This window comes from Streptomyces bugieae (assembly GCF_036352915.1).
Classification (GTDB): domain Bacteria; phylum Actinomycetota; class Actinomycetes; order Streptomycetales; family Streptomycetaceae; genus Streptomyces; species Streptomyces endophytica.
On sequence record NZ_JAZBJP010000026.1, the window covers coordinates 22293 to 45514 of the forward strand.

General features: G+C 70.4%; 16 protein-coding genes. 5 read left to right on the forward strand and 11 right to left on the reverse strand.

Going from position 1 to position 23222, the window contains the following annotated elements; genetic code table 11:
• Window positions 1-85: 85 nt before the first annotated feature.
• Both V2J85_RS29465 and V2J85_RS29470 read right to left on the reverse strand, forming a co-directional pair.
• Entirely contained in the window at window positions 86-553 is a 468-nt protein-coding gene (locus V2J85_RS29465) for a hypothetical protein (RefSeq protein ID WP_330823237.1), read from the reverse strand.
• Window positions 554-560: 7 nt separating this feature from the next.
• Window positions 561-1265 carry a hypothetical protein gene (locus V2J85_RS29470; protein ID WP_330823238.1) on the reverse strand — a complete coding sequence of 235 codons (705 nt, stop codon included), beginning with the start codon at window positions 1263-1265 and terminating at the stop codon, window positions 561-563.
• A gap of 855 nt (window positions 1266-2120) precedes the next feature.
• Between V2J85_RS29470 and V2J85_RS29475 the strand changes: the two genes are divergently transcribed.
• On the forward strand, window positions 2121-2450 hold the full coding sequence (locus V2J85_RS29475; RefSeq protein ID WP_261955376.1) for a WXG100 family type VII secretion target: 330 nt from the start codon (window positions 2121-2123) through the stop codon (window positions 2448-2450).
• Window positions 2451-2614: 164 nt separating this feature from the next.
• Window positions 2615-3622 (forward strand): WXG100-like domain-containing protein, encoded by a 1008-nt coding sequence (locus tag V2J85_RS29480; RefSeq protein WP_261955377.1) that lies wholly within the window; start codon window positions 2615-2617, stop codon window positions 3620-3622.
• 241 nt (window positions 3623-3863) lie between these two features.
• Here the strand turns inward: V2J85_RS29480 and V2J85_RS29485 are convergent, their stop codons facing one another.
• The 7 genes from V2J85_RS29485 to V2J85_RS29515 form a co-directional block, all read right to left on the reverse strand.
• Window positions 3864-5234 carry a S8 family serine peptidase gene (locus V2J85_RS29485; protein ID WP_330823239.1) on the reverse strand — a complete coding sequence of 457 codons (1371 nt, stop codon included), beginning with the start codon at window positions 5232-5234 and terminating at the stop codon, window positions 3864-3866.
• A gap of 89 nt (window positions 5235-5323) precedes the next feature.
• Window positions 5324-6871, reverse strand: a complete 1548-nt coding sequence (locus tag V2J85_RS29490; protein WP_330823240.1) for a WXG100 family type VII secretion target — start codon at window positions 6869-6871, stop codon at window positions 5324-5326.
• A gap of 51 nt (window positions 6872-6922) precedes the next feature.
• Complete coding sequence (locus tag V2J85_RS29495) at window positions 6923-7231, reverse strand: hypothetical protein (protein WP_330823242.1); 309 nt, start codon at window positions 7229-7231, stop codon at window positions 6923-6925.
• Window positions 7224-8384, reverse strand: coding sequence for a type VII secretion-associated serine protease mycosin (gene mycP, locus V2J85_RS29500; RefSeq protein WP_261955381.1), 1161 nt, complete (start codon window positions 8382-8384; stop codon window positions 7224-7226). Before mycP ends, V2J85_RS29495 begins: the two co-directional genes overlap by 8 nt.
• 338 nt (window positions 8385-8722) lie before the next feature.
• Window positions 8723-9016: a WXG100 family type VII secretion target gene (locus V2J85_RS29505; RefSeq protein ID WP_030414182.1), complete on the reverse strand. Its 294-nt coding sequence runs from the start codon at window positions 9014-9016 to the stop codon at window positions 8723-8725.
• Between the two features lie 118 nt (window positions 9017-9134).
• Complete coding sequence (locus tag V2J85_RS29510) at window positions 9135-9458, reverse strand: WXG100 family type VII secretion target (RefSeq protein ID WP_030414183.1); 324 nt, start codon at window positions 9456-9458, stop codon at window positions 9135-9137.
• 411 nt (window positions 9459-9869) lie between these two features.
• Window positions 9870-11522 carry a type VII secretion protein EccB gene (locus V2J85_RS29515; protein WP_261955382.1) on the reverse strand — a complete coding sequence of 551 codons (1653 nt, stop codon included), beginning with the start codon at window positions 11520-11522 and terminating at the stop codon, window positions 9870-9872.
• Window positions 11523-11868: 346 nt separating this feature from the next.
• Here V2J85_RS29515 and eccE point away from each other — a divergent pair, with 346 nt between their 5' ends.
• The 3 genes from eccE to V2J85_RS29530 all read left to right on the forward strand — a co-directional run bounded on the left by eccE (window position 11869) and on the right by V2J85_RS29530 (window position 17013).
• Window positions 11869-13095 (forward strand): type VII secretion protein EccE, encoded by a 1227-nt coding sequence (gene eccE / locus V2J85_RS29520; protein ID WP_261955383.1) that lies wholly within the window; start codon window positions 11869-11871, stop codon window positions 13093-13095.
• A complete protein-coding gene (locus V2J85_RS29525; RefSeq protein WP_261955384.1) occupies window positions 13095-13949 on the forward strand; it encodes a hypothetical protein in 855 nt (284 codons plus the stop codon). The genes eccE and V2J85_RS29525 overlap by 1 nt, the downstream gene beginning before the upstream one ends.
• A 301-nt stretch (window positions 13950-14250) precedes the next feature.
• Window positions 14251-17013 (forward strand): SCO5717 family growth-regulating ATPase, encoded by a 2763-nt coding sequence (locus V2J85_RS29530; RefSeq protein ID WP_330823244.1) that lies wholly within the window; start codon window positions 14251-14253, stop codon window positions 17011-17013.
• Between the two features lie 643 nt (window positions 17014-17656).
• On the opposite strand, the gene V2J85_RS29535 is transcribed toward V2J85_RS29530, so the two are convergent.
• Window positions 17657-18604 carry a bifunctional riboflavin kinase/FAD synthetase gene (locus V2J85_RS29535; protein WP_261955386.1) on the reverse strand — a complete coding sequence of 316 codons (948 nt, stop codon included), beginning with the start codon at window positions 18602-18604 and terminating at the stop codon, window positions 17657-17659.
• Between the two features lie 318 nt (window positions 18605-18922).
• On the reverse strand, window positions 18923-23023 hold the full coding sequence (locus V2J85_RS29540; protein ID WP_330823247.1) for a hypothetical protein: 4101 nt from the start codon (window positions 23021-23023) through the stop codon (window positions 18923-18925).
• Window positions 23024-23222 lie beyond the last annotated feature (199 nt).

The window sequence follows — 23222 nt, forward strand, 5'->3', positions numbered from 1 at the left end:
GCCCCGTCCCCTCCTGTTACGTGTCGCCGTACGTATCCCCCGGGGCCGCTCGGGGGGTACGCCAGGTTCCTACAGGGCTCGGTACTTACGGCAGCAGGAGCCAGTCCGCGGCCAGTGCGGCCGCCAGGCCGATGCCCAGCAGCCAGGTGCCGAGCCGGGTACGCCCGTGCCGGCTGAGTTCGATCACCACCCCGCAGAGCACCAGCGCGGCTCCGTACACCCCGACCACGAGCACCGACGTACGCGAGGCCAGGCGCACCACCAGCACCACCGCCATCGCGGCCATGAGCACCGAGGCCAGGACAATGCGTATCCGCCGCGCCTGACGCGGGGTCAGCCCCACGCGATTCGCGGACTCGGCCTCTTCGCCGTCGGACTCGATCTCTTCGCCGTCGGGAGCGAGGTCTTCCTCGCCGGAAGGGGTCTCTTCGCCGTCGCGAGCGAGCTCTTCCTCATCGGAAACGAGCTTGTCGTCCTCGGAAACCGGCTTTCCCTTACCGGGTTCGGCCTCTTCCTTACCGGGTTCGGGCTCTTCCTTGCCGGGGTCGTCCATGAGCGGTTCATGCACCTCGGTTCCATGCACTGACGAATGCCTCCATATGCGTGCGTACCGCGCTGCCAAGGGCGATCCATGAACCGTCGGTGAAGCCGACGTCGAACCGTCCCCGGCCACCCACGGCCTTGGGATGCGGATTGATCCGAGCGATGTCCGTACGAGACACCGCCACCCCGAAGTCCCACCGCGGCGTGGTGTCGCGCCAACTCGTGTTGCGGTCCACGAGCAGGATCAACCGGCTGTCGGTCATCGCCTGCCGCCGTGGGGTACTTCCGGCGTTGGTCAGGTCGACGAGGAAACGGCCGGCCGTGCTGTTCCAGCCGCCGTCCATGACAGTGCCCCAGATCGCCTTCTCGACGGCGCGGTCGGCCGCGTGGTCCAGGGCGTCCACCGTGCGCTCGACCCGGTCGCCGACGCGCCCCGCGGCCCGGGCCAACGGGTTGTTGACCAGACGGCTGTTGGTCACCGCCCCCAGCGGACGGGCCACCGCGCCGAGCGCGCTGCCCAGCACGCCCCGTACCCGCTCCTCGATCGCCGACGGAGCATGCGGAACGGTCGGGGCGCGCAGCTCGGCGGGGACGGAGGGCAGCGCCGCGTTGGCGAAGTAGTCACAGGCGATGACCAGCCGTTCGCCCGGCTGGAGAAACGGCAGGAAGCAGTCGCGGTACTCCGGCTTCATACGGCGCGGCTCCTCACGTCGGACGGGCATCAGCCGAAGTGGGGCATCGGCCGAAGGGTTGTCGGGATGGCGGGACTGCTGGACCACTGCTGGCCACACGGCCAGCCGCGGACCCTTCTCCACTGCCGGTGCGCGAGAGCGGCTGAGCGGATCCTGCGCGGTGGGCGACGGGTCGAAGTCCGGTGGCGACGGCAGCTGGTGGCTGCCCGGAGCACCGGCGCCGCTCCGCCCGCTGCCGCCGGAACCCGGACGGGGACCGCTCGCCGCTCAACGCCTGCTCGTGCTTCTCGACACCGTGCTCGTTCGCCTCGTGCGTCGTCCCGGCGCCCTGGGAGATGGCGAACTCCTGCGCTTCACCGGCCTCCTTGAGGTGCTTCCAGGTCAGCGGATTGTACCGCTCGGCCTTGGACACCTTCTTGGCCAGCCAGAACATCTTCAAGACGTTGGCGAGGCTCTCTGCTGAATATGGCACGCACCTTCTCGGCGCTCTGGTCAGAAGCCCACCCTGGTCCGAGCGTTTGGCGAACTGCCCCAAAGCTTCCGCGGCAGCTGGGAATTGCTCCGCCACGGATCCCCGCCCTCTCGCCCCCACCCCCACGCCCCCACGCCCTCGCTCCCCAGACCCCTGGGGCGCAGACCGACGCCCCCTCCCCCGCCTTCAGAATGCCGCTATGCCGCTATGCCGCATGTGCCACTAATGCCATAGACAGGCCAATTTTCACGGAATCTCCACGGCGCCGAGTAAAGACATTCCCTTGAATCCACCGCAGGATCACCCGCCTTGACAGGTCTGCGTTCGGTTCACCTAACCTGGGAACGCTAAACTCGCGCCAAGAGTCAGACGCTAAGAGTCAGAGCGGACGCGCCGAAAAAACGGGGGTTGTGGTGGCAGGCAAGGAATTTGACGTCGATCCGGATGTCCTGCGTACGCAGGGCAACGCGTTCGTCCACATCGGTGGCGATTTCTCCAAGGCGTCGAAGAAGCTGAAGGCCGACCTGGAGGACCTCGGCAGCCCCTGGGAGAACTGCGACTTCGGCGACATCTTCGAAACGATCTACACGCCCATCAGGGACGGAATGTTCGAGTCCATGGACTCCCTGGGCGAGCGCCTCGAAGGAATCGGCGACAAGCTCCAGCACATGGCCCAGACGTACGCCGAGTCCGACCAGCAGGGCATCCACACCATCAGCGCCGTCGGCCGCCCGGTCATCTGACGCCCCGCCCACCGTACTTACTTCGGGGCGCGCAACCCGGGCCGAGGGCGTGAAAGCTCCTCCCGCACCACCTCCCATCCCCTCAGCCCGATTCCCCACCTCTCACTTCCCACTCTTTCCATTGCTCTCCGCAATCGGCTACCACTGCACGGGGGACGATCACTGTGTCATTGACGCTGCCAGGCGAGGTCACCTGGGTCCTGGACCTGCTCGGCTACAACTGGCCGGACGCCGACGAGGACAAGCTCCACGAATGCGCCCAGGTCTGGCGTAACTTCGCCGAGTCCGTCAACCAAGCAGCTTCCTCGGGCACTTCGGCAGCCAATGAGGTCGTCTCCGCCAACTCCGGCGAAGCGGTCGAAGGCTTCACCAACGAATGGGGCTCCTTCTCCGGCGGCGGTAACAGCGGGGACAATTACCTCCGCGACGCCGCCGCGGCGGCGGAAGTCATCGCCGTCGCCTTCGACGCCGCCGCCATCGCCGTCCTCGCCGGCAAGGTCGCGGTCATCGTCCAGCTCGTGATGCTGGCCGCGGAACTCATCGCCGCGCAGGCCGCCGCGCCCTTCACCCTCGGCCTCTCCGAACTCGGCGCCGCGGGCGCCACGCAGGCGACCCGCCTGATCGTCCGCCAGATCCTCGACAAGATCAAACGCGAGGTCATGGAGGCGGCCACCAAGGCCATGGAGCACGCCACCATGGACGCCATCAAGAAGATGGCGAAGAAGGCCGTGTCCAAGGAAGCCCGCAAGCTGGCGATGGACTACGCCAAGAAGACGGTCAAGGACACGGTCAAGGACACCGTCAAGGAAAAGGTTGTCGACGCGGCCAAGGAAAAGGCCACGGAAGCCGGCACCGAAATGGCCCAGAACGTCGCCCAGCAGGGCATCGAAAGCCACTTCGGCGCCCGCGACGGTATCGACTGGGGTGAAACGGCCGACATCGGCAAGGAAAAGGCCGGTGAATACGTCGACGGCATCAAGGAAGGCGCCCAAGACCTCACCGACCCGAAGACCTACGTCGACCACGCCCGCCAGGACCTCACCGACCGCGGCCTCAACGCGGCCCAACGCCACGCCGACCAACGCACCGGCGGCGCCGCCACCCGCCACCAGGGCGCCACGGATGCGGTCAGGGAAACGGTGAGCGGCAGCGTCGAGGACGTCTTCGGCTGAGCCCTCGCCCCTCAGCCCTCGCCTTCGAGTTCAACGACAAACCCGTCCTGTCGCCCTGCAGGGCCGCTGCACCCCGGAACCACCCGGGCGCCCGCAGCGGCCCTGCAGCCTTTCCCCATCCGCCTGGACGGGAATTCATAAGCCGCCCCTGAAAACACATTGGGGTCCGCGACCCGAAGGCCGCGGACCCCACATGAACTTGGTTGCTTTCCGCTCTAGTACCTACACCTACGTCAGAGCATTACCGACCAGGCGGCTGCGTGGGCGGCGCGGGCGGATAGGCCCCGGGCCCACCGGGCTGCTGCTGGTACGAGTTGTTCGGGTTCGGCGGATGCGGCACAAACCCACCGGGACCGCCGGGCCCACCCGGACCACCAAAACCACCGGGGCCACCGGGCGGCGGGCCGTTACGACGGTTCTTCTTCTTGGCCACGAGAACGACGACCAGGATGATGACGAGGACGACCAGCCCGACGACCGCCACGAGGATGATGAAGGGCGTGCTCAGGCCCTTGTCACTTTGGATCTTCGGGCCGGCCTCATTGCTACCGGCCGCGCTGGAGGGGTCGGAAGACCCGCCACTCTTCAGTGCCGGGAACGGACCGTTCTTGGAACCGGCGGGAACATCCTTGGTCAGGGCGCTGTAGGGCTTGATGAATCCGTAGCCGTAGTGCGCGTCCGGAAGCTTCATGTCTTGCTTATCCACCGGGATTCCGGCTGTCTTGATCAGACGGTTCGCTACCTGACCAGCAGTCAGGTCCGGAAACTTGGAGCGAAGAAGCGCGGCCGCAGCGGAGACGTAGGCGGCGGAGTCGGAGGTGCCGTTGGCCAAGCGGTACTTGCCCTTGACGTCCACGACGGGACTTGCGGACCTGATGTGCACGCCGGGGGCAATGAGCCTGAGGTAAGGACTGTAGTTCGACTTATCCCAGACGTAGCCATGGTCGTCCACTGCTCCCACTGCGAGAACGCCTGGAGCCGAAGCCGGGTCCTGAGAAGACCCCACCCCTTCGTTGCCTGAGGCCGCAACTAGGAGCACATCATGTTTGCGGGCATAGTCGATGGCTTGCTGCTCCTCGGCAGTGGCCTCCGATTTGCCGGTACCGAACGACATGTTGACGACCTTCGCGCCATGGTCGACGGCATACTTCAGGGCTTCGGCATACTTTGTCTCTTCTCCCAACTTTGGGATGTCATCATGAGACGCGAGGTTGATTGCAACCGGAAGAATCTTGGCATCAGGAGCCAGGCCCTTCACGCCCTCGGATCCACCAGGCCCGTGGCCATGTCCGGCGATCAGCGACGCCATCGCCGTGCCGTGATCCCCTTGATCGCCAGAGCCCTGGTCTCCGCGGCCGCCAGTCACGAAGTTCTTGCCTGGCAGAACCGAGCCTGTGAGATCAGGATGATCTCCAGCCACCGGCCCATCAATTACCGCGACAGTAACGCCCTTGCCCGTTGAAATCTTCCAGATCGACTCAGCGTCGAACTTTTGCAACGGCCACTGGTCGTTTCTGATCTGGTCCGCTGAAGCAACCGGCGCGGTGCCGAAGAGCAGTGCTCCCGCCACTACCGCGCCGCCCACCGCACGCAGCGTCCGCGTGAAGCTCATGCCATAACACCCTTCCTCACAGAGTTGGGGCCCGCAGCCCGAGAGCTGCGGGCCCCAAGCGTCTCTACCGATTGCTTGTCCGGCCGGTCCTACTCGATGACCCGGGGAGCCACATTACGCTCCGTCGTCCAGGTCTCCTCGTCTTCCACGAGGTAGTCGGGACGGCTGGAGTCGTTCCCCTTGCCTTCGCCCTTGCCACCGTGCGCACCGTGTGCGCCGCCCATCATGCCCGCCGGGCGACGACCGGAGCCCGAATTGGTACCCGCGGCGGTTCCTCCTCGGCTGCGGTGCAGCCCGGAACCGCCTTGGCCTCCAGTACTGCTCTTACCGCCGGCCGCACCGCCGACGATGCCGCCCTTCTGCCGGGCCATGGCTCCACCGGTGCTGACGCCCGGCTTGCCGCCCATGCCCTTGCCTGCGGCACCACCGTGTGCACCGCCCATGCCGGGCATACCGGCACGCCCGGTGCGGGCACCTGCCGCGCCACCAGCGCCCGCCGTGCCGCCCTTGAGGCCGCCGGCACCGCCCTTGACGCCACCTGCACCACGACCGGTCATACCACCGGTTCCACCAGCCATGCCGAGGCCACCCCCACCGGGGATGTTGACGCCGGCGCCACCGCCGCCGCCACCGGGCATGTGAACGCCGCCACCGGCGCCGCCGTTCAGGCCACCTGCACCGCCGCCACCGGGGATCTTCACCCCGGTGCCACCGCCGCCACCACCGAGACCATCCAGGCCGGTGTTGACGTTGGGGGTCTTCGGCTTCATCGAACCGAGACCACCGCTAATGCCAGGCGTCTTCGGCGTATTCGGGGTGTTGATCCCGGGAGAGGTCGGCATCTTCGGGGTGCTGCCACCCTTCATGCCGCGGGTGGGGATCTTCACGCCGCCCCCGCCGCCTCCTCCCGGCCCGCCCATGCCAGGCATGGGCATAGGCATAGTGCCCAGGCCGTTCGTGGGGTCCTTTTGCTCGGGGACCTTGTCGTCAAAACCACTTCCCGGGCCCATGCCCGGCGGCTTCAAGGACGACGCCCGCACCACATAGGCCGTGCCGAGGTTCTCCATGGCCACAGCGGCCTCAAGCCGCTTCTTCTGGTGGCCGGACAGATTGTCCTTGTTCGCGTCAAGGATCCCCTGGGTGCTCACGCCGGTCTTCAGCGCGTCGTTCAGATCGTCGTCGTCGATCTGGTCTGACCAGGGCATCTCACCCCAGACGTCATCGCTCCAGTTCCAGCCGTCGTCGATCGGCTTGACCTTGTCGATGGCCTTCTGCAGATCTTGAGCAGTCTGCCCCATGACCTGCGCCGTGTGCGTGGCGTAGGGAGCGCCGGCCCTGAAGTTGTTGCTGATCTTCTGGGCCTGCTTGGCGAACTTCTCCGCCGTGTCGCCGTGCCAGGACTCCAGCACCTTCTTCACGGCGTCCTCGAAACGCTTCTGGAGGCCGCCGCCGCCTTCGCCCGGCCCGACCAACTGGTCGTGCAGGTCCTGCCAGTTCTGCGCTACGGCGCGCACCTGATGGACGTCCGCACCGTCCAACATTCCCTTGAGGCCATCGAGGTCGTGCTGATTGAACCTAGTCGTGAACGTCTCCCAGGTGTTTCCACCCGTGGGCGCACCGCCCGCGTCTCCACCCATTAGTGGACCCCCTTCTCTCTCACCTACAGGTCAACCGAACTACTGCCACCGTCAGTGCATGCTGTTGTCATGCTCGGCGTCCTCGTAGGCGTCCTTCGTCTGCTTGGACTTCTTGCCGAACTCGTCGATCATGTTTTCGATCTTGTCGACGATCTGCTGTTGGATGAAATCCTTCATCTCGTTGTGGGCCTTGTGCATCCGGTCGCGCTCTTCAAAGCCCTTCCCGAGCGCCCCGTCCGGCAAGTAAGTCTGGTTCTTCGCCTTGTCCTTCGGGCCGCCCATGTCCTTCAGGACCTGGTTCAGCTCCTTCACGACCTGGTCGAGGGCGTCGAGATCAACGCCGTATTCCTTGCTAGCCATGCTTGGCCTCCCCGTGTGTTGTCAGTCCGGTCTTGCGGCGCCAGTCGCGGATGGCGATCGAGGAGCCGACGACCGCGGCGACGGCCAGGAGTCCGCCGCCGACAATGTAGATGGCGATGCGGGCGCGCCGTTCCCCAGGTGACTCACCGATGGTGATGGCGGCCGGCTGGATGTTGGAGCCGTCAGCCGCGTTGGAAGGCTTGTCCGGCTGGGGTTCGGCGGTGGGCTTGGTGTCGTCCTTGAGGGCGGCCACCGGGTCGACGACGCCCCAGCCGATGTTGTGGTCCGCCTTGCTGCGCACCCGCTCGGCGGTCTGCTCCAGGTGCCAGATCACCTCTTGAGGTGTCCAACGCTGGCCCTCGTCCTTGTGCTTGGCGATCAGGAGCGCCGCGGCGCCCGCCGCGTACGGTGCCGCGAAGCTGGTGCCCTGGTCGACGCAGTTACCGCCGTTGGGGACGGTGGAGACCATGTCGACGCCGGGTGCGGCGATGTCGACCCAGCTCCCGGGCTGGGAGAAGGGGGCCCGCTCGTTGTTGCGGTCCGAGGCGGCGACGGACAGGACGTTGTCGAACTCCTGGAAGGCGGCGGGGTACATGTTCTTCTCCACGCCGCTGGCGCCGTCGTTACCCGCCGAGGCCACGATCAGAACGTTGTTGCTGGCCGCTTTCCGGATTGCCGTCTTGAGGAGTTCCAGCCTGGCCGGGCTGGCTGCCGTGCCCTGCGAAATGTTGATGATGTCGACCTTTTGCGAAACCGCGTAATTGATCGCGTCGGCCAGGCTGGCAGCATTGCCCGCCTTCTTGTCGCTGGTCTGCTGCAGGGGAATGACCTTCGCCTCGGGCGCAATTCCGAAGAAGCCGGAGCCGGCCCTCGGGCGCGCGGCGATGATGCCCGCGACCTTGGTGCCGTGGCCGACCGTGTCCTCGGTCGGCTTTCCTCCGACGAAGGATTTGCCGCCGCTGATGTTGGGCCTGATCTGCGCGTTGCCCGCGTCGATCCCGGTGTCGATCACCGCGACCCGGACGCCCTTGCCCCTGGTGTCGGCCCACATCTGATTGGTCAGCAGACGCTGCAACGACCAGGGGGTCTCTTTGATGTCGTCGGCGCCGAACTTGCACTCACCACTGTTGAGCGGAACGTTCGTGTCCGCCATCGCCGGCGTGGCGGTGGCGCAGGACAGGCCGACGAAGCACGCCGCCGTGACCAGTGCGCCCGCCGCTCGTCGACGGTGCCCGGCTCGGTGACCAATGGCGCGAGATCCCACGGGTTGTCTGCTCTCCATGTGTGGCGAAAGGGGCGGGAACGAATCGAGGGGTGAGAGTGGGGGGAGGTGTGAGAGGGAAGAAGGAAGAGAAGTGGGGGGAGGGGTCGGAGGTGCGGTGGACGGCAGAAGGGCGAGCGCACTGATGCAGCGCGCTCGCCCTCATTGACCACTGTGCGAGCCGTCGGGGCTGCTCAGCCGATCGCCATCCGTAGCTGTGCCGACCTGGGTCAGCCGCCCCAGATACCGGCGTTCTTGTGCTCGGTGGACTGGTAGTTCTGGGCAGCGGTGTCCAGAGCCTTGGCGATGGCCTCCAGCGTGGAGTGCAGGGAGGCAGCGCGCTGGTCCCACTCGCGCTGGCGGGCCTGGTAGCCCTCCTGCGCGGCACCTTCCCAGCTGGCGGCGATCTTCTTGACGCCGGCCTCGAGGTCGTCGAGCTGCTGGCGGATGTTGTTGGCCGTACCGCGCACGTCGGAGCTGGCCTGCTGGATCGTCGCAAAATTAACGAGGATCTGGCCTGACATGGTGTCTCCTCAGGAGTTGATGCTGCTGGTCGAGTCACATACCGCAGCGGGCCGGCACGGTGGCCGGCACGGGCTGCGGCGAGTGGGCCGGGCGCCGCGGGTCAGCGGCGCGGCCCCATCATCCGAACGGGGAAGCCGAGGCGGAGATGTGCGAGATCGACTGCGCCTGCTCCTCTTCGGAGGCGGAGTAGTTCTTCGTGGTCTCGTCGATCGCTTCCTTGATCTCACCCAGAAGCTGGTTGAGACGGTTGGCGTCCTCGTTCACCTGCGACTGCAGCTGGTTGTACGAGGAAGCCGCAGCACCCTTCCACCCCGAGGTGATGGTGTCGACGACCGTGTTCAGGCGGGAGATCTCACCCTGGATCGACTGATTGACCGAGGCGATCTTGCCGCTGAACGCGACCATCTCCTCCTCGGTGGTTGTGTACTGCTGACCAGCCATAGTCAACGTCCCCCATGAGACTCGTACGTCGTGCCGCGCCGGGCCGCCAACGGGGCCCCACGCGGTTGGCATCACCTGCTGACGCCTTTGACTACTCTAACCACTCCATATGCCCGTTCCCAACAGGGGGGAGACTGTTGTGACGGGATCACAACATTGTCAACTCCCCGTCGCCCAAACGACGTTCAGGGAAACGGACAGATCCGATGCTATCGGTCGAAGGGCCGATACGGCCGGGGAACGACGAAGATCACACCGAGAAGTCCGCAGACCGGCCCGTGAATTGCGCGCCGCGAGAACGGCCCGGAATCCGCACCACCGCAAAAGGCCGCGCCGAATGCCCGTTTCCGGGGGAATTCGGCGCGGCCTTCTCTCGCCTCACGGCGAACTACGCAGAAGCGACCGACATCGTCACGACGACTGCGGCTTCTTCGCGCTGCGGATGTCGAGCGCCGGCCCGTTGGAGAGCAGGGTGGACCAGGCCTTCAGGATGAGCGGGGGGTGCGTGCCGCCGTACCCGAGGTGGATCCGCGCCTGGTCGACCTCCTGCTTGTCGCTGCCGGCCTGGGTGGCGCTGTCGTTGCTCCGCGGGATGAAGTAGCGCAGCCCGGTGTCGGTGACCAGGAACAGGCTTCCGCTCTTGGCCTTGGGGGTGGCGACCTCCGTGTAGAGCAGGCCGCTGCCGGGGGTGACGTACGAGCTGGCGCCCGAGGCGATCTTGGCGGGGTAGTCGTCGCCGACCCAGGTCTGCATGTCCGGGACGCCGTTCGGGTAGCCGAGCTGCTTCTCCTCGCCGCCCGGGTACTTGGTGGTGGTGCCCTTGTAGACGCTGCAGGAGACACCGTGGTCGGTGGGACCGCCCAGGCCGCTGGTCTGGGAGCCGTGGGCGAAGTCGTTGGCCGCGCTGACGGTGTCGGTCGGCCACGGCGAGGTGAAGCCGGAGACCTTGCCCAGGAACGTCGAGTAACCGTTGCCGGTCTCGTCCGGCTTCGGGCGGAACGAGCCGGCGGCGACCTGTACGGCCTTCAGCGCCTCGCCGTTGGAGTTCAGCTGCTGCGCGTTCGCGCCCTCCATCAGCAGTTTGGCGACGAAGTTCGAGACCTGCTCGACGCCGTCCTTCTCCACGACGTACTTCTGTCCGTCGCTGTCCTCGAGGATCGAGCCCACGGTCCTGGCCTCCGCCGGGACCTCCTTGTCGGTGGTCGGGGTCCCCGCCCCCGAGACCGTCGGCATGGAGATGCCGATGGCGCTGGGGACCTTCAGCAGGGTGTCCATGAACTGCTGGGAGACCTTCTGCGGCTGGGCCTGGGCGCCGAAGATGATGCGGCGCAGGTCGTTGTCGCCCTGCTCCTTGCCGCCCTTCGGCTGCCACCCGAGGGCCGTGGAGTTGAACTCGAAGGCCATGCCGTTGTGGTCGACCAGCCACTTCTTGCCGGCGGGGTCCTCGACGTAGAGCGCCTGGTGGAAGTCGAGCCTGCCCTTGCGGGTGTCGTCGACGAGCTGCTTGTCCTTGCCGGCCAGGACGAACACGGCCTGCTGCGGCTTGCTGTCGGCGCCGCTGGTGCCGGGGCGGTTGCAGACGGCCCAGGTCTTCGGCTTGTCCGCGTCGTCCGCGCTGGGCAGCCGGTCGGGGGCGAACGGGATGCCGATGGCGGGGCCGTGCGGGATCTTGCCGTCGAGTTCGGATTCCTTGACCTTGACGACCTGGAACTTCGGGTCGAGAAGCAGCCGGGCGGATGCGAGGTTCAGGATGGGGTGCAGGAGTTTCTGGTTATTGCCATTGGCGTCCTTGGTGTTCAGGACGATATAGCGGGTGGTGGATTCATCCCCGACGATGACGTTCTTGCCGACCTCGTCCCACCCCGACGGCGCCACCGGCTTGAGAATGCCGCAGGCGCCGAATCCCACGAGCATCAGGACACCCATGATGACGCTGGGCACCACCGCCTTGAGCGGCTTGGGGGCGCTCTCGATCGAGCCGTTGGGCAGCGGCTTCAGAAATGCCGCATTCGTGCGCTTTCGAGCAAACGAATACGCATTCAGCTCGTCCCGACGTGATGCCATTGTTGCTTTCTCTCCCCGCCTGTTGGATCCACATCGAACCGCCCCCGGCACTCACGCCGTAGCGCCCTCTACTATGCCGTGTGTCGATCGACCCGTACGGTACGGGTGCCACCTTCCAACGCACCAGTCTCAACGGCGGTCGATACGCCTAGAGGCCCACATCACCAGTAGAGGAGCAGGCCGGGGGATGTCCAGCGCCACCAGGGCTCGACGCCGCAATGGGCGGCAACAGCAGCAACAGCCTTCCGGGGCACCGCAATATGCGGGAAATGCTGGCCAAAACGGCACAGCTTCGGGCAACAGAGGAAATGGCGGCCGGGGTTCCGCGGCCCGCCCGGCGGGTCCGGTGGCGCCGCGGCTGCGCCAACAGGCCGGCACGATCGGCGGTGTCCGCGTCCAGCAGCTGGCCATCATCGAACTCGCCGCCGCGCTGGTGCTGGTGGGCTGGTCGATCCACCCGGCCGCACTGACCGCGGCCATCGTCGTCGCGGCCGTGCTGGTCGTCTTCGCGCTCGGCCGGCGGCGCAAGATCCCGCTGCCGGAGTGGATCACGACCGTGCGCGCGATGAAGCGCCGCGGCAAGAACAGCACCACCGCACTCGCGGCCACCCAGGGCGTCGACCCGGCGATCGCCCCCGTGGTGGAGTGCGAACCGGCGCTGCGCACCTACGAGTACACGACCGAGGCCGATCAGCGGGCCATCGGTTTCGTCGGCGACGGTACGTTCCTGACGGCCATCGTCCAGGTGGACGCGCGCGACGAGCCGCTGCGGCCGCAGCGCGGCAGCCACATGCTGCCCCTGGAGGTGCTGCACACCGCCCTGGACATCGAGGACATCCACCTGGAGTCCGTCCAGTTCGTGCAGTACACCCAGCCCGCGCCGGCACCCCACCTGCCCGAACAGGCCGTGGCGTCCCGCTCGTACGCCCCGCTGCAGGCACAGTCGCAGACCCCGGCCGTTCAGCTGACCTGGATCGCCCTCAAGCTCGACCCGGAGCTGTGCTCGGAGGCCATCGAGGCCCGCGGCGGCGGCCTGGAGGGCGCCAAGCGCTCGCTGCTGCGCGCCGCGGACCAGCTCGTCAGCCGGCTCACCGCGCACGGCGTGCGGGCCAGGGTGCTCAACGAGCGCGAGGTCACGGCCTCGATCGGCACGGCCGTGTGCGTCAGCCCGCGGGCGGCCAACGGCGCCATGGGCCGGGACGGCCGGGCGGTCCGGCGCACCCAGGAGACGACCCGGGCGATGCGCTGCGACGACCGCTGGCACTCCACGTACTGGATCGGCCGGTGGCCCCAACTGGGCCAGGGCGGTGCGCCGTTGGCGGCCGTCACCCAGCTGCTGACCAGCACCAGGGCGATGGCCAGCACCTTCGCGCTGACCGCCACGCACGGCGGCGGCCGCGCCCCGGCCATCTCGGGTTACATCCGCCTCTCCACCCGCAGCGAGAACGAACTCTCGGCCGCCCAGGACGAGTTGGAGCGCCGTTCCGGTTCCGCGAAGGTCGGGCTGGTCCGCCTCGACCGTGAACAGCTGCCCGGCCTGCTGGCCACGCTCCCCCTCGGAGGTACCCGCTGATGGCCTCGCCCACGTATCAGCCCCGCGTCAACACCAGCAGCGACGGCTGGCGCAATCCCCCCTTGTCGGCGGGCATCAGCGGCGGTGACGGCCGTCGGCTGTCGCACCAGCCGCGTCCGGAGGAGGAGCAGAGCGGGCCGACCGGGCCCAAGCCCCGGCCCGGTTACGGCCTGCGCGGCCCGCGGCGCAGCCCGCACGTGCTGACCGCCGAGTCGCTGGCCGCACTGACCCTGCCGGTCGGCGACGACGGCGTGATCATCGGCATCGACCCGCAGAACCAGCCCGCCGTGCTCAGCCTGCTGCGCCCGACCCCGCTGGAGGTCGTCCTGGTCGGCAGCATGTGGATGGCGCAGGTGCTGGCGCTGCGTACGGTCGCCACCGGCGCCCGGGTCGCGGTCGAGACCGCCCGGCCGCCCGCCTGGGGTCAGATGGCGCAGAGCGCGGGCGGTGGCCAGCAGTGCGTGTCCGTTCATGACGTCCGCCAGATCGCGCCCCAGGGCCCGTCGGTTTCCAGCCCCGTGCTGGTCGTACGGGACATGGGTGCCCGGCCGCCGCGCAATCAGCTCGCCCCGAGCCCCTGGCAGTCGGTGCTGACCGTGCTGCCGTTCCTCGGGCCGCGGTCGCCGCAGATGCTCAGCCGTGCGGACCTCGTCGGGCTGCAGCGGCTGTCGCCGGAGGAGGCGGAGGTCGTGACGCGCATCATGCGGCTGCCGGAGCAGGTCGGCGCGGTGCTGCCGACGCTCAGCGACAACGCCATGCTGTGGTGCCGCCGTGACGGTGGTCACCAGTTCGTCATGACCCAGCCCACGGAGGCGGAGACCAACCTGCTGGGCGGCCCGCGCCGTATGGACTGATACCTGAACAATCACCACCGGCACGGCCGCACGGGCGCATCCAGGCGAAATCGCCGGGTGCGCCCGTAGGTGTGCCGAAGGACTTGAAGACGACATGGCACCGACTGCCGTTATGGGCCGACTCTTGATTAGGCTGTGTGGAGAGCCGCAGGAGCACAGCACGACGGCAGTCGATACGGGGACGGAGACAGTTAGTGTTGGCGCAACCCCGGGTGGTGTGTTCCCACTTCCGCTACACCCGAACGATCCGCCTGTATCCGGTCCTGCCGTTCAGGTGCGTTGCAGTACACCAGGAGGCACAGTGAACGAGCAGGAGGCTTTCCGGCCGGACGGAAACGATCCTGACGACGACCAGTCCGAGTTCGACCTGACCGGCGAGTTCAAGATCGACTTTGCCGCGCCGGCCTGGTACGCGAGCAACGACACCAGCGGCGGCGCGGGTGCCGCGGCTTCTCCTGCGCCTTCGCCCACCACTCCGCCGGCCGCGACGCCGCCCGGCCCGCCGACCGGTCAGCCGCTGACCGGGCCGGCCCAGGGCGCACCGGTGCCGGGCCTTCCGCAGCAGGGCGCACCGGCCGTGGACGCCGCACCGCCCGGTTTCCCGACGCTGCGTCCGCAGGGCGCGGACGGCGCCGCGCCGGAGGCTGCCGCGGAGCCCGCGCCGGCCGCGAACGACGCGTCCGACGGCGGCAACAAGCGTTCCGGCACGGGTGTCGACCCGTCGGCCTCCCTCTGGGACGACGACGATGACGACAGCGAGCCGGAGCCCGAGGCGGCGCCCGAGACGGCGAACGCGGCCGCCGCCCCGGCACTGCAGCCGGAGGCCGTGGCCCCCAACTCCCCCACCGAGGGCGCCGCCCCGGCCGCGGAGGCCGCTCCCCCGGTCCAGCAGGCCCCGCCCGCCCAGCCGGTCCAGCACGTTCCCGATGCCGCCGCTCAGGGCGCGCAGGCGGGCCAGCCGCCGGTGCCGCAGCAGGCGCAGCAAGCGCAGCCGCAGGGCGCACCCGTACATGGGCAGCAGCAGCCGCCCGCCCAGCAGGGTCAGCAGCCGCAGCAGGGCGTGCCGCAGGGCGCTCCGCAGCAGCAGGGTGTCCCGCAGCAGGGCGCTCCGTGGGGCGCCGCGACGGACGGTCAGCAGCAGGGCGTCCCGGGCCAGGCAGTTCCCGGACAGGGGGTGCCCGGGCAGGGTGTCCCCGGTCAGGCCGTTCCCGGACAGGGTGGACTGCCGCCGCTGCCGCCGGAGTTCCAGCCCGCCGACCCGCGCATGGCGCAGGCCCAGGCCGGTCAGCAGCCGCCGGCCCAGCAGGGTCAGCAGCCGCAGCAGGGCGTGCCCCCGCAGGGCCAGCAGCAGATGCCGGCCCAGCAGCAGCCGCAGGCACAGCAGCAGGCCGGATACCCGCAGCAGGCGCAGCACCCCCAGCAGGCCGGGTACCCCCAGCAGGGCCAGCCCGCGCAGCAGCAGGGCGCCTACGGCTATCCGCAGCCCGCGTACGGCTACCCGCAGCAGGGCCAGCCGCAGCAGCACCCCAACGCGGCCGCGCAGCAGCCCGCTTACGGCTACCCGCAGACCGCGGCGCAGGGCTACCCCCAGCAGGGCCAGCAGCAGCCCGGGTACGACCAGCACCAGGCGGCCCAGCAGGCCGCCCAGGCCCAGCAGGCCGCCCAAGCCCAACAGGCCGCCCAGGCCCAGCAGCAGGCACACCAGGCCCAGCAGGCCCAGCAGGGGCAGCAGGCCCAGCAGGGGCAGCAGACGCCGTATCAGCCGCTGCCCGGCCAGCAGGCGGACCCCAACGCCGCGGCGAACTACGCGACGTACTCGCAGCCCGGTCAGCAGCAGCCGCAGCGGGCGGCTCCGGGCGCACCGCTCGGTTACAGCGCGGCGGTCGAGCTGACCTCCGACCGGCTGCTGCGCAACCAGCCCAAGAAGCGCAAGCCGGGCGCCAACGCGCAGCCGTCGAAGTTCAAGCTGGGCGCGAAGAAGGAGCAGGAGGAGCGGCAGCGCAAGCTGGAGCTGATCCGTACGCCGGTGATGTCCTGCTACCGGATCGCGGTGATCAGCCTCAAGGGCGGCGTCGGCAAGACGACGACCACCACGGCGCTGGGCTCCACGCTCGCCTCCGAGCGGCAGGACAAGATCCTCGCGATCGACGCCAACCCGGACGCCGGCACGCTCGGCCGACGGGTGCGCCGCGAGACCGGTGCGACCATCCGTGACCTGGTGCAGTCGATCCCGCATCTGCACAGCTACATGGACATCCGCCGGTTCACCTCGCAGGCCCCGTCGGGTCTGGAGATCCTCGCCAACGACGTCGACCCGGCCGTCTCGACGACGTTCAACGACGACGACTACCGGCGAGCGATCGACGTCCTCGGCAAGCAGTACCCGATCATCCTCACCGACTCGGGTACCGGTCTGCTCTACAGCGCGATGCGCGGAGTCCTCGACCTCGCCGACCAGTTGATCATCATCTCCACCCCGTCCGTGGACGGTGCGAGCAGTGCCAGTACGACCCTGGACTGGCTCTCCGCGCACGGCTACGCCGACTTGGTGCAGCGCGGCATCACGGTCATCTCCGGTGTCCGCGAGACCGGCAAGATGATCAAGATCGACGACATCGTGTCGCACTTCGAGACCCGCTGCCGCGGCGTCGTGGTCGTCCCCTTCGACGAACACCTCGCCGCCGGTGCCGAGGTCGACCTCGACATGATGCGGCCCAAGACCCGCGAGGCGTACTTCAACCTCTCCGCCCTGGTGGCCGAGGACTTCGCGCGGGCCCAGCAGGCGCAGGGGATGTACCCGCAGCAGCAGATGGGCGGCGATCCGTACGCCCAGCAACAGCAGCAGTACGCCGCCCAGCAGGGCCAGCCGCAGCAGGGGCAGCCGCAACAGCACCCGCAGCAGGGCCAGCCGCCGGCCGGCTACCCGCCGCAGCAGGGCGGCTGGACCCAGCAGCCCGCCCAGGCGCCGGCCCACTGGCAGCAGCAACAGCCCGCCCCGGACGCCCCTCAGCCGGACCAGTCCGGCCTGGCCCCGGGCTGGCAGCAGCAGCCGCCTCCGCAGTAGCACGGGCGGACGGGCGCGCACGCGCAGAGCGATACGGGTCGGGGCCCGGCACCTTGTGGGTGCCGGGCCCCGACCCGTGTGCGATGTCGGTGTGCCGGTCCGGCAGGCGATGCCGGTCCGCTCCGTGAACGTCTTGGGCGTCGTAGGCGATGCCGGTCCGCTCCGTGAACGTCTTGAGCGTCAGCGTCCTGAAGGTCATCGTGAAGGTCATGTACGTCGCGCGGGCTGCGGCCCCGCAAAGGCCGTCACGCCCGTACCTCACGCCGACCCGAACGAGTGAACCATTCCCGGTCGAACTCCGCTTGATTCCGGCCGAGTTGACGTTCACGGCGGCACGACACCCGAGCGCTGCACCCGCCCACGCAACACGGCAGCCGCAGCCACCGCCAGCACCGGCACCAGCACCAGCACCAGCACCAGCACCACCGCCACCGCCACCGCAGCACTACACCCGCCCACCCCCCGAAGGGGGGTGGGCGGCGGGGAAAAAACTGGTTCGCGGGGAAAAGCAGCGGGGAAGGCTTGCGCCGACGAGAGCGGCTGCCGTCGCCCGGCAAGGCTCCCGTCGCCGGGGAAACCTCCGCCAGGCCGTCACGTCTCAGGCGCTCAGGCCCCAACCGGCCGCGGCCGCGCGTCCCGTCAGTCAGCCCGCGTCGGCGATGAGGCCGCGGGCCAGTTTCACGTCGACCGCCATCCGGTCCAGCAGGGCGTCGAGGGTGTCGAACTTCTCCTGGCCGCGGATGTAGGCGAGGAAGTCCACGCCCACGTGCAGCCCGTACAGGTCCAGCCCGACGCGGTCGATCGCGTATGCCTCGACCGTGCGCACCTTGCCGTCGAACTGCGGGTTGGTGCCGACCGAGACGGCCGCCGGCATCGCCTCGCCCTCGACCTGCAGCAGCCCCGCGTAGACGCCGTCGGCCGGGATCGCCGTGTGCGGCAGGGTTTCGACGTTGGCCGTCGGGAAACCCAGTTCACGGCCGCGCTGGGCGCCGCGGACGACGACGCCCTCGACGCGGTGCGGCCGCCCCAGGACCTCCCGCGCACCGGTCACATCGCCGTCGGCGACCAGCCGTCGGGCGAGCGTGGAGGAGAACGGCTCGCCGCCGCCCGCCTCCCCGCGCTCGAAGAGGTCGACGACCTCGACGGTGTAGTCGTAGGTGGTGCCGAGTTCGGCGAGGGTCTCGACGTTGCCGGTCGCCTTGTGGCCGAAGCGGAAGTTGGGCCCCTCGACGACGACCTGTGCGTGCAGCTTGTCGACCAGCACCTTGACCACGAAGTCGGCCGGCGACAGCTTCGAGAACTCCTTGGTGAACGGCAGCACCAGGACCGCGTCCACACCGAGCTCGGTCATCAGCTCCGCACGCCGGTGGTGCGGCGCCAGCAGCGGCGGGTGGGTCCCGGGCCGTACGACCTCGCTGGGGTGCGGGTCGAAGGTGACGACCACCGCCGGGATCCCCAGCTCGCGGGCGCGCGCGACGGCCTTGCCGATGATCAGTTGGTGGCCGCGGTGCACACCGTCGTACGAGCCGATGGTGACGACGCTGCGTCCCCAGCCCTCGGGGATGTCCTCCAAGCCACGCCAGCGCTGCACTCTGCCCGCTCCTCGCCCGAACTCTTGTCAGTCCACTGCGCCACGTCGGCATGGCGCAGGTCTAAGACTGCCATGCCCCGGGTGGTGCTTCGCGCGAAGGGTCGCCGGCGACCGCCCGGTGGATCTTCACGGCGGCACCACGCCGACCCCGCACCCGGGCCGGGTACCCGGCCTCCGTCCCACGGACACCTGATCGCGAACCCCAGACCGACGGCATCCGAGGTCGGGCTCGGGGCCGGGCTCGTGGCCGGGTCGGGATCGGAACCCTGGCCCCGGCCCGTTTCCCGGTACCCGCCCCGGCCCCACCCCCCGGCCCGATCACCCGCTCCGGCTCCCGGCCGCCGTCGTACGGGCGCGGGCTCCCCTCGTCGCGGCGGACCCCGCCGGATCCGCCGCCGTCCCTTCCCGGAGCCGGCGGGCGAAGCCGGGCAGTCGGCGGCCCAGCTCCGCCAGCCGCCGCTCGTAGCGGGCCGCACCGCCCGGCGTACGGGCCAGCAGCACGCCGGTGCGCCGCACCAGGTCACGGGTGCGCTCCGCGGGCCGCCGTTCGCACCCCTCGGCGGCCGCCCGGAGCAGCGCTTCCAGGACGCTGGTGTCGGCGGCACCGTGCTCGCCCTGGGCCAGGCCGTACGGGCCCCTCTCCTGTTCCTCCTGCGCCAGCAGGGCCTCCAGCAGGTCGCCGCGCAGCGCTTCCGAGGCTCCGGAACCGGCCTCCGCCAGTACATCGGCCAGCGCGCACCGGACCGGCGCCGGGCAGCCGGTGATCAGGTCACCGACCAACGGGCGCAGTGCGGCGCGGGCGGCCGGTCCGCGCTCCAGGCGATGGGCGACGAACTCCGCGACCGGGCGCGCGGCGCGGTCCGGGCTGCGCCGGGCGTAGTCACGGACGAGCGAGGCGGCACGGGTGGCGGGCCCGGGCGCGTCGAGCCCGGCGAGCAGCCGCAGCAGCGCGGCGGCGACCGGTGGCCCTTCGCCGCCGGTGAGCCGGGCCCGGAAGGCGGCCAGCACCGGTACGGGGTGCTCGGCGAGGGCACCCGCGAACGCCGTGGGCGGCAGCTGCGGGTCTCCCGCCACGAAACGGGCCAGCGCCCGGGCCAGATAGCGGGGGCGGCTGACCGGGTCGCCCACCAGGAGCGCCAGCGCCGAACCCACACAGGGTTCGGCGAACGGTTCGCCCTCCGCTTCGCCCGTCACTCCGCCCCTCGCCGCGTGCTTCACTTCGCCCGTCACTCCGCCCCTCGCCGCGAGCTTCGCAACGTCCGTCGATTCGGACGACGTCCCGTGCGGTGTGGCCTGAGGCCCGGAGAGCAGGTCGAGGGCCGCCTGGCGGAGCAGGGCGCGGTCGGCCTCCGTACGGGCGTGGGGCGCGGCGCGCAGGCCGTACGACGCGGCGGCCGCCCGGCGGCGGGGGCAAGGGTCCTGGGCCCATCGGGCGACGGCCCGGCAGACCGTCGACGGCTCGTCCTCGGCGAGCGCGCCGAGCAGCTCGTCGCCCCTGGGGTGTGCGGCCGCCACCAGCGCCTCGGTGAGCGCATCGGGTGCCCGCCGGCGGTGGGCGTACAGCAGGGCCTGCGCGGCGGCCGCCACGGTGATCTCGCGCGGCGCCGGTACGGACGAATCCAGCAGGGGTGTCGAGTCGGGAGGCGGAGGCGCGGCCCCCCGGGGCGGAGGTACGGAGCCGAGGGCCGAGCGGCCCGGCAGTCCGGCGCCCAGCAGGCGGTTGTCGTCGAACCACGAGCAGAACAGGGGCTGGATGCGCTGCGGGTCGGCACGCAGCAGCCCGGCCGCGGTGTCCAGAAAGCGCGCCGGTGTGCCCACTGCTCCGCCGGCCCCCCGCCCGTCAGCCGGCACCAGCCGGCGCAGCAGGTCCAGCCGGTCCTTGTCCGCCAGTGCCAGCCGTTCCCAGAACCACGGCCCGAACGCGTCCAGCCCCGTGTGCGCGAAACCGCCCGCCCGCAGCGACCGTTCGGTGATCCGGTCGGCCAACAGCCGCAGCACGCCGGTGTACGGCCCGGCGTCGGGGACCTCGAGCAGTACGCCGGTCAGCAGCTGCCGGGCCCACCGGGGGCCGTCCACGGGCCGTGGGGACGCGATCGCCGCCCCCTCCCCGAGCGCATCCGGCTCCGACCCCCGCTCCGCCTCCGGTCCCCCTCCCGGAACGGCCGACTCGCCCCCTTCATCCGGAACACCCGGAAGGCCACGAACACCCGGAACACCCGGAACGGCCTTGGAATCCGGAACATCCGGCGACGACCCGTCGCAACCATCGCCATCGCCGGAACCGCCGCAGTCGCTGGAACCGCCGGCGCCACCGTCGCAAGAGAGGAACGCGGGCTGCGGCTGCGGTTCGTCCTCGCGCGGGGCCGGGGGCAAGCCGCTCCCGGAGGTCGCCCCGAGCGGCCCCCCGTCGGCCGCCGTCGCCATCGGTACCAACTCGGCGAGCCGGAAGGTGAGTTGGACCCGGCCCGCCTGCCGGGCGAGCCGGCGGAGCGCCTCGACGACCGGGGCGGGGCGGTGGCCCGGTACGGTCAGCAGGTCGAGATCGACGTGGGCGCCCTGCAGCCATTCGCCGAACTCGTCGTGGGCGAAGCGGTATCCGGGGCCGGCCGGCACCAGCAGGCCCTCCGCGAGCACCGCGGCGGACCAGCCGGCCCGGGCCGGGAAGACCTCCTCGAAGGACGGACGGTCCAACGCGCCCTCCACGGAGGCGAGGCAGCGGCGGGCGGCCTCGTGCACCTGGCCGGCGACCTGGGTGGCCAGCCGGCGCACGGCGGCGCCGCGCGGCGCGGGCCGGTACCCCGCGGCGATGCGAAGGGCGATCCGCAGGGACGTCAGGGCCAGGTAGGCGTCGAAGACCTGGTGGCGGTCCGGTGCGCCGAGCAGCGCCCCGGCCGGCTCCCCGCCCCACTCTCCGTTTTCGCGTTCCGCCCCGGCAGCGTCCCCTCCCCCGGCCAACTCCTCCCGTACCTCCGCCAGCAGCCGCAGCGTCAGCGGGTGGCGGGCGTCCGGGGCGGCGGGGGCGCCGGGCGGCAGGCCGTAGCGTTCCCGGGCGCGCTCCGCCGCCGTCTTGGGGAGGTCGCCGATCGCCACGCAGTCGGGGAGGGCGGGCGCCGCACCGCCCGGTCGCGGCCGGTGCAGCAGCCCGGGCGGAAAGAGCGCTCCGGCCCGTTCCCAGTAAGCGGGGCGGCAGGCGATGACGAGCTGGACGCGGGCGGTGCGTAGCCAGTGGACCGTCGCGGCGGTCCACTCGGCCAGTCGCTCGTGCCGGGCCAGAGCGGGCGGCATCTCCTCCGGACCGTCGAGGAGCACCAGCAGCGGTCGGCCGGCGCCGGCGGCGAGTGCGGCAACGATCTCGGGTGTGGCGTCCGTCGGGTCGCCCGCCGTACGGCCCGAGGCGACGAGGTCCCGGCCCGCGGAGCGCAGCGCGCGCCCCACCGCGGCGCGTACGCCCTCGTCGCCGGCCCGCAGGTCGGCGCCGCGCAGCCGGACGGTGGGGGCCGGTCGCGCGCCGGCCGCCCGGCGCACCGCGAGCCGGGCCAGCTCCGTGCTCCGACCGGTGCCCGGGCCGCCCACCAGAGCCAGCACGCGCGCCCCGGATGCCCGGTACGTCTCCGCCTCCGTGAAGCGGGTCAACTCCCCCTGGATGTCTGGGCGTTCGACTGGTTCGGGGACCGGTCGGGTGGGGGCGGACGGGCTCGCGGAGAGGGCCGTGAGCCGCAGCACCCCGGCGGGGTTCAGTTCGCTGCCGTACGCGGGGACGGTCGCGGCGTTGCGTGCCAGCAGGGCGGCCAGTGGGCCCCTGGGCTCGGCCTCGGCGACCGCGCGCAGCGGGACGGCGAAGCCGCCGGCCCGGCGGCCGGCGTGCAGCGCGCTGCCGAGGACGCCGAGCACCACACCGGTCCGGCCGTCCAGCACCGGCCCGCCGATCGCGGGTCCGCCCAGCCGGAGTGCCTCCCGGCCGCCCGCGCACAGGGCCAACTCCAGGGTGTGGTCGAGGGGGTGGACGCGGTCGCCGGTGGTGTACGTGACGCCGGAGGCGGGGCCGACGACCGTGCCGTCCAGCCAGCCGCCCGTCCAGAGCCGGGCCGGGGCGCCCGTGTCCGGCCGGGCCGTGCCGATCGGCAGCGGGCGGAGCCGGTCCGGGCGGAAGCCGGTGGTCTTGATGAGCGCGAGCCCGCTTCCGGGGAGGGGCGTGATGTCGCTCGGCTCCACCGGGCGGGTCCAGGCGGTGGCCGCCCCGCCGGTGGCCGTGACGGACCGCATGGGCTGGAGCACCAGTCCGGCCGCGCCGTCCACCGCCTCATGACTGGTGACCACCGTGCCCTCGTGATCCGCGAGGAATCCCGTGCCACGGGTGTGACCCGCCAGATCGCGGATCCGCACCAATGCGGTGTCCGCATCGGCATCCAGCAACGCCATTGCCGATCCTTCCCGCCGGTACCGTCCCCCGACGGTAAGCAGGCCGTGATCGTCCTGGCAGGGTGTGCGGCGAACGCGCCCCTGTCCACGCCTTGATTCACTCCGAGCGCCTCGCCGAATGAGTGAATGCCCGAGGTGCGCTGGATAGAGATCAGGCGGAGGGGGATGGTGGAGCGCGGACCGGCACCCGTGCCTGCCG

Excerpts from the sequence above, each read along its gene's own strand:
- V2J85_RS29465 (WP_330823237.1), bottom strand. The coding sequence starts at position 553 with ATGGACGACCCCGGCAAGGAAGAGCCCGAACCCGGTAAGGAAGAGGCC.
- V2J85_RS29470 (WP_330823238.1), bottom strand. The coding sequence starts at position 1,265 with ATGCCCGTCCGACGTGAGGAGCCGCGCCGTATGAAGCCGGAGTACCGC.
- V2J85_RS29485 (WP_330823239.1), bottom strand. The coding sequence starts at position 5,234 with ATGAGCTTCACGCGGACGCTGCGTGCGGTGGGCGGCGCGGTAGTGGCG.
- V2J85_RS29490 (WP_330823240.1), bottom strand. The coding sequence starts at position 6,871 with ATGGGTGGAGACGCGGGCGGTGCGCCCACGGGTGGAAACACCTGGGAG.
- V2J85_RS29495 (WP_330823242.1), bottom strand. The coding sequence starts at position 7,231 with ATGGCTAGCAAGGAATACGGCGTTGATCTCGACGCCCTCGACCAGGTC.
- mycP (WP_261955381.1), bottom strand. The coding sequence starts at position 8,384 with ATGGCGGACACGAACGTTCCGCTCAACAGTGGTGAGTGCAAGTTCGGC.
- V2J85_RS29505 (WP_030414182.1), bottom strand. The coding sequence starts at position 9,016 with ATGTCAGGCCAGATCCTCGTTAATTTTGCGACGATCCAGCAGGCCAGC.
- V2J85_RS29510 (WP_030414183.1), bottom strand. The coding sequence starts at position 9,458 with ATGGCTGGTCAGCAGTACACAACCACCGAGGAGGAGATGGTCGCGTTC.
- V2J85_RS29515 (WP_261955382.1), bottom strand. The coding sequence starts at position 11,522 with ATGGCATCACGTCGGGACGAGCTGAATGCGTATTCGTTTGCTCGAAAG.
- V2J85_RS29525 (WP_261955384.1), top strand. The coding sequence starts at position 13,095 with ATGGCCTCGCCCACGTATCAGCCCCGCGTCAACACCAGCAGCGACGGC.
- V2J85_RS29540 (WP_330823247.1), bottom strand. The coding sequence starts at position 23,023 with ATGGCGTTGCTGGATGCCGATGCGGACACCGCATTGGTGCGGATCCGC.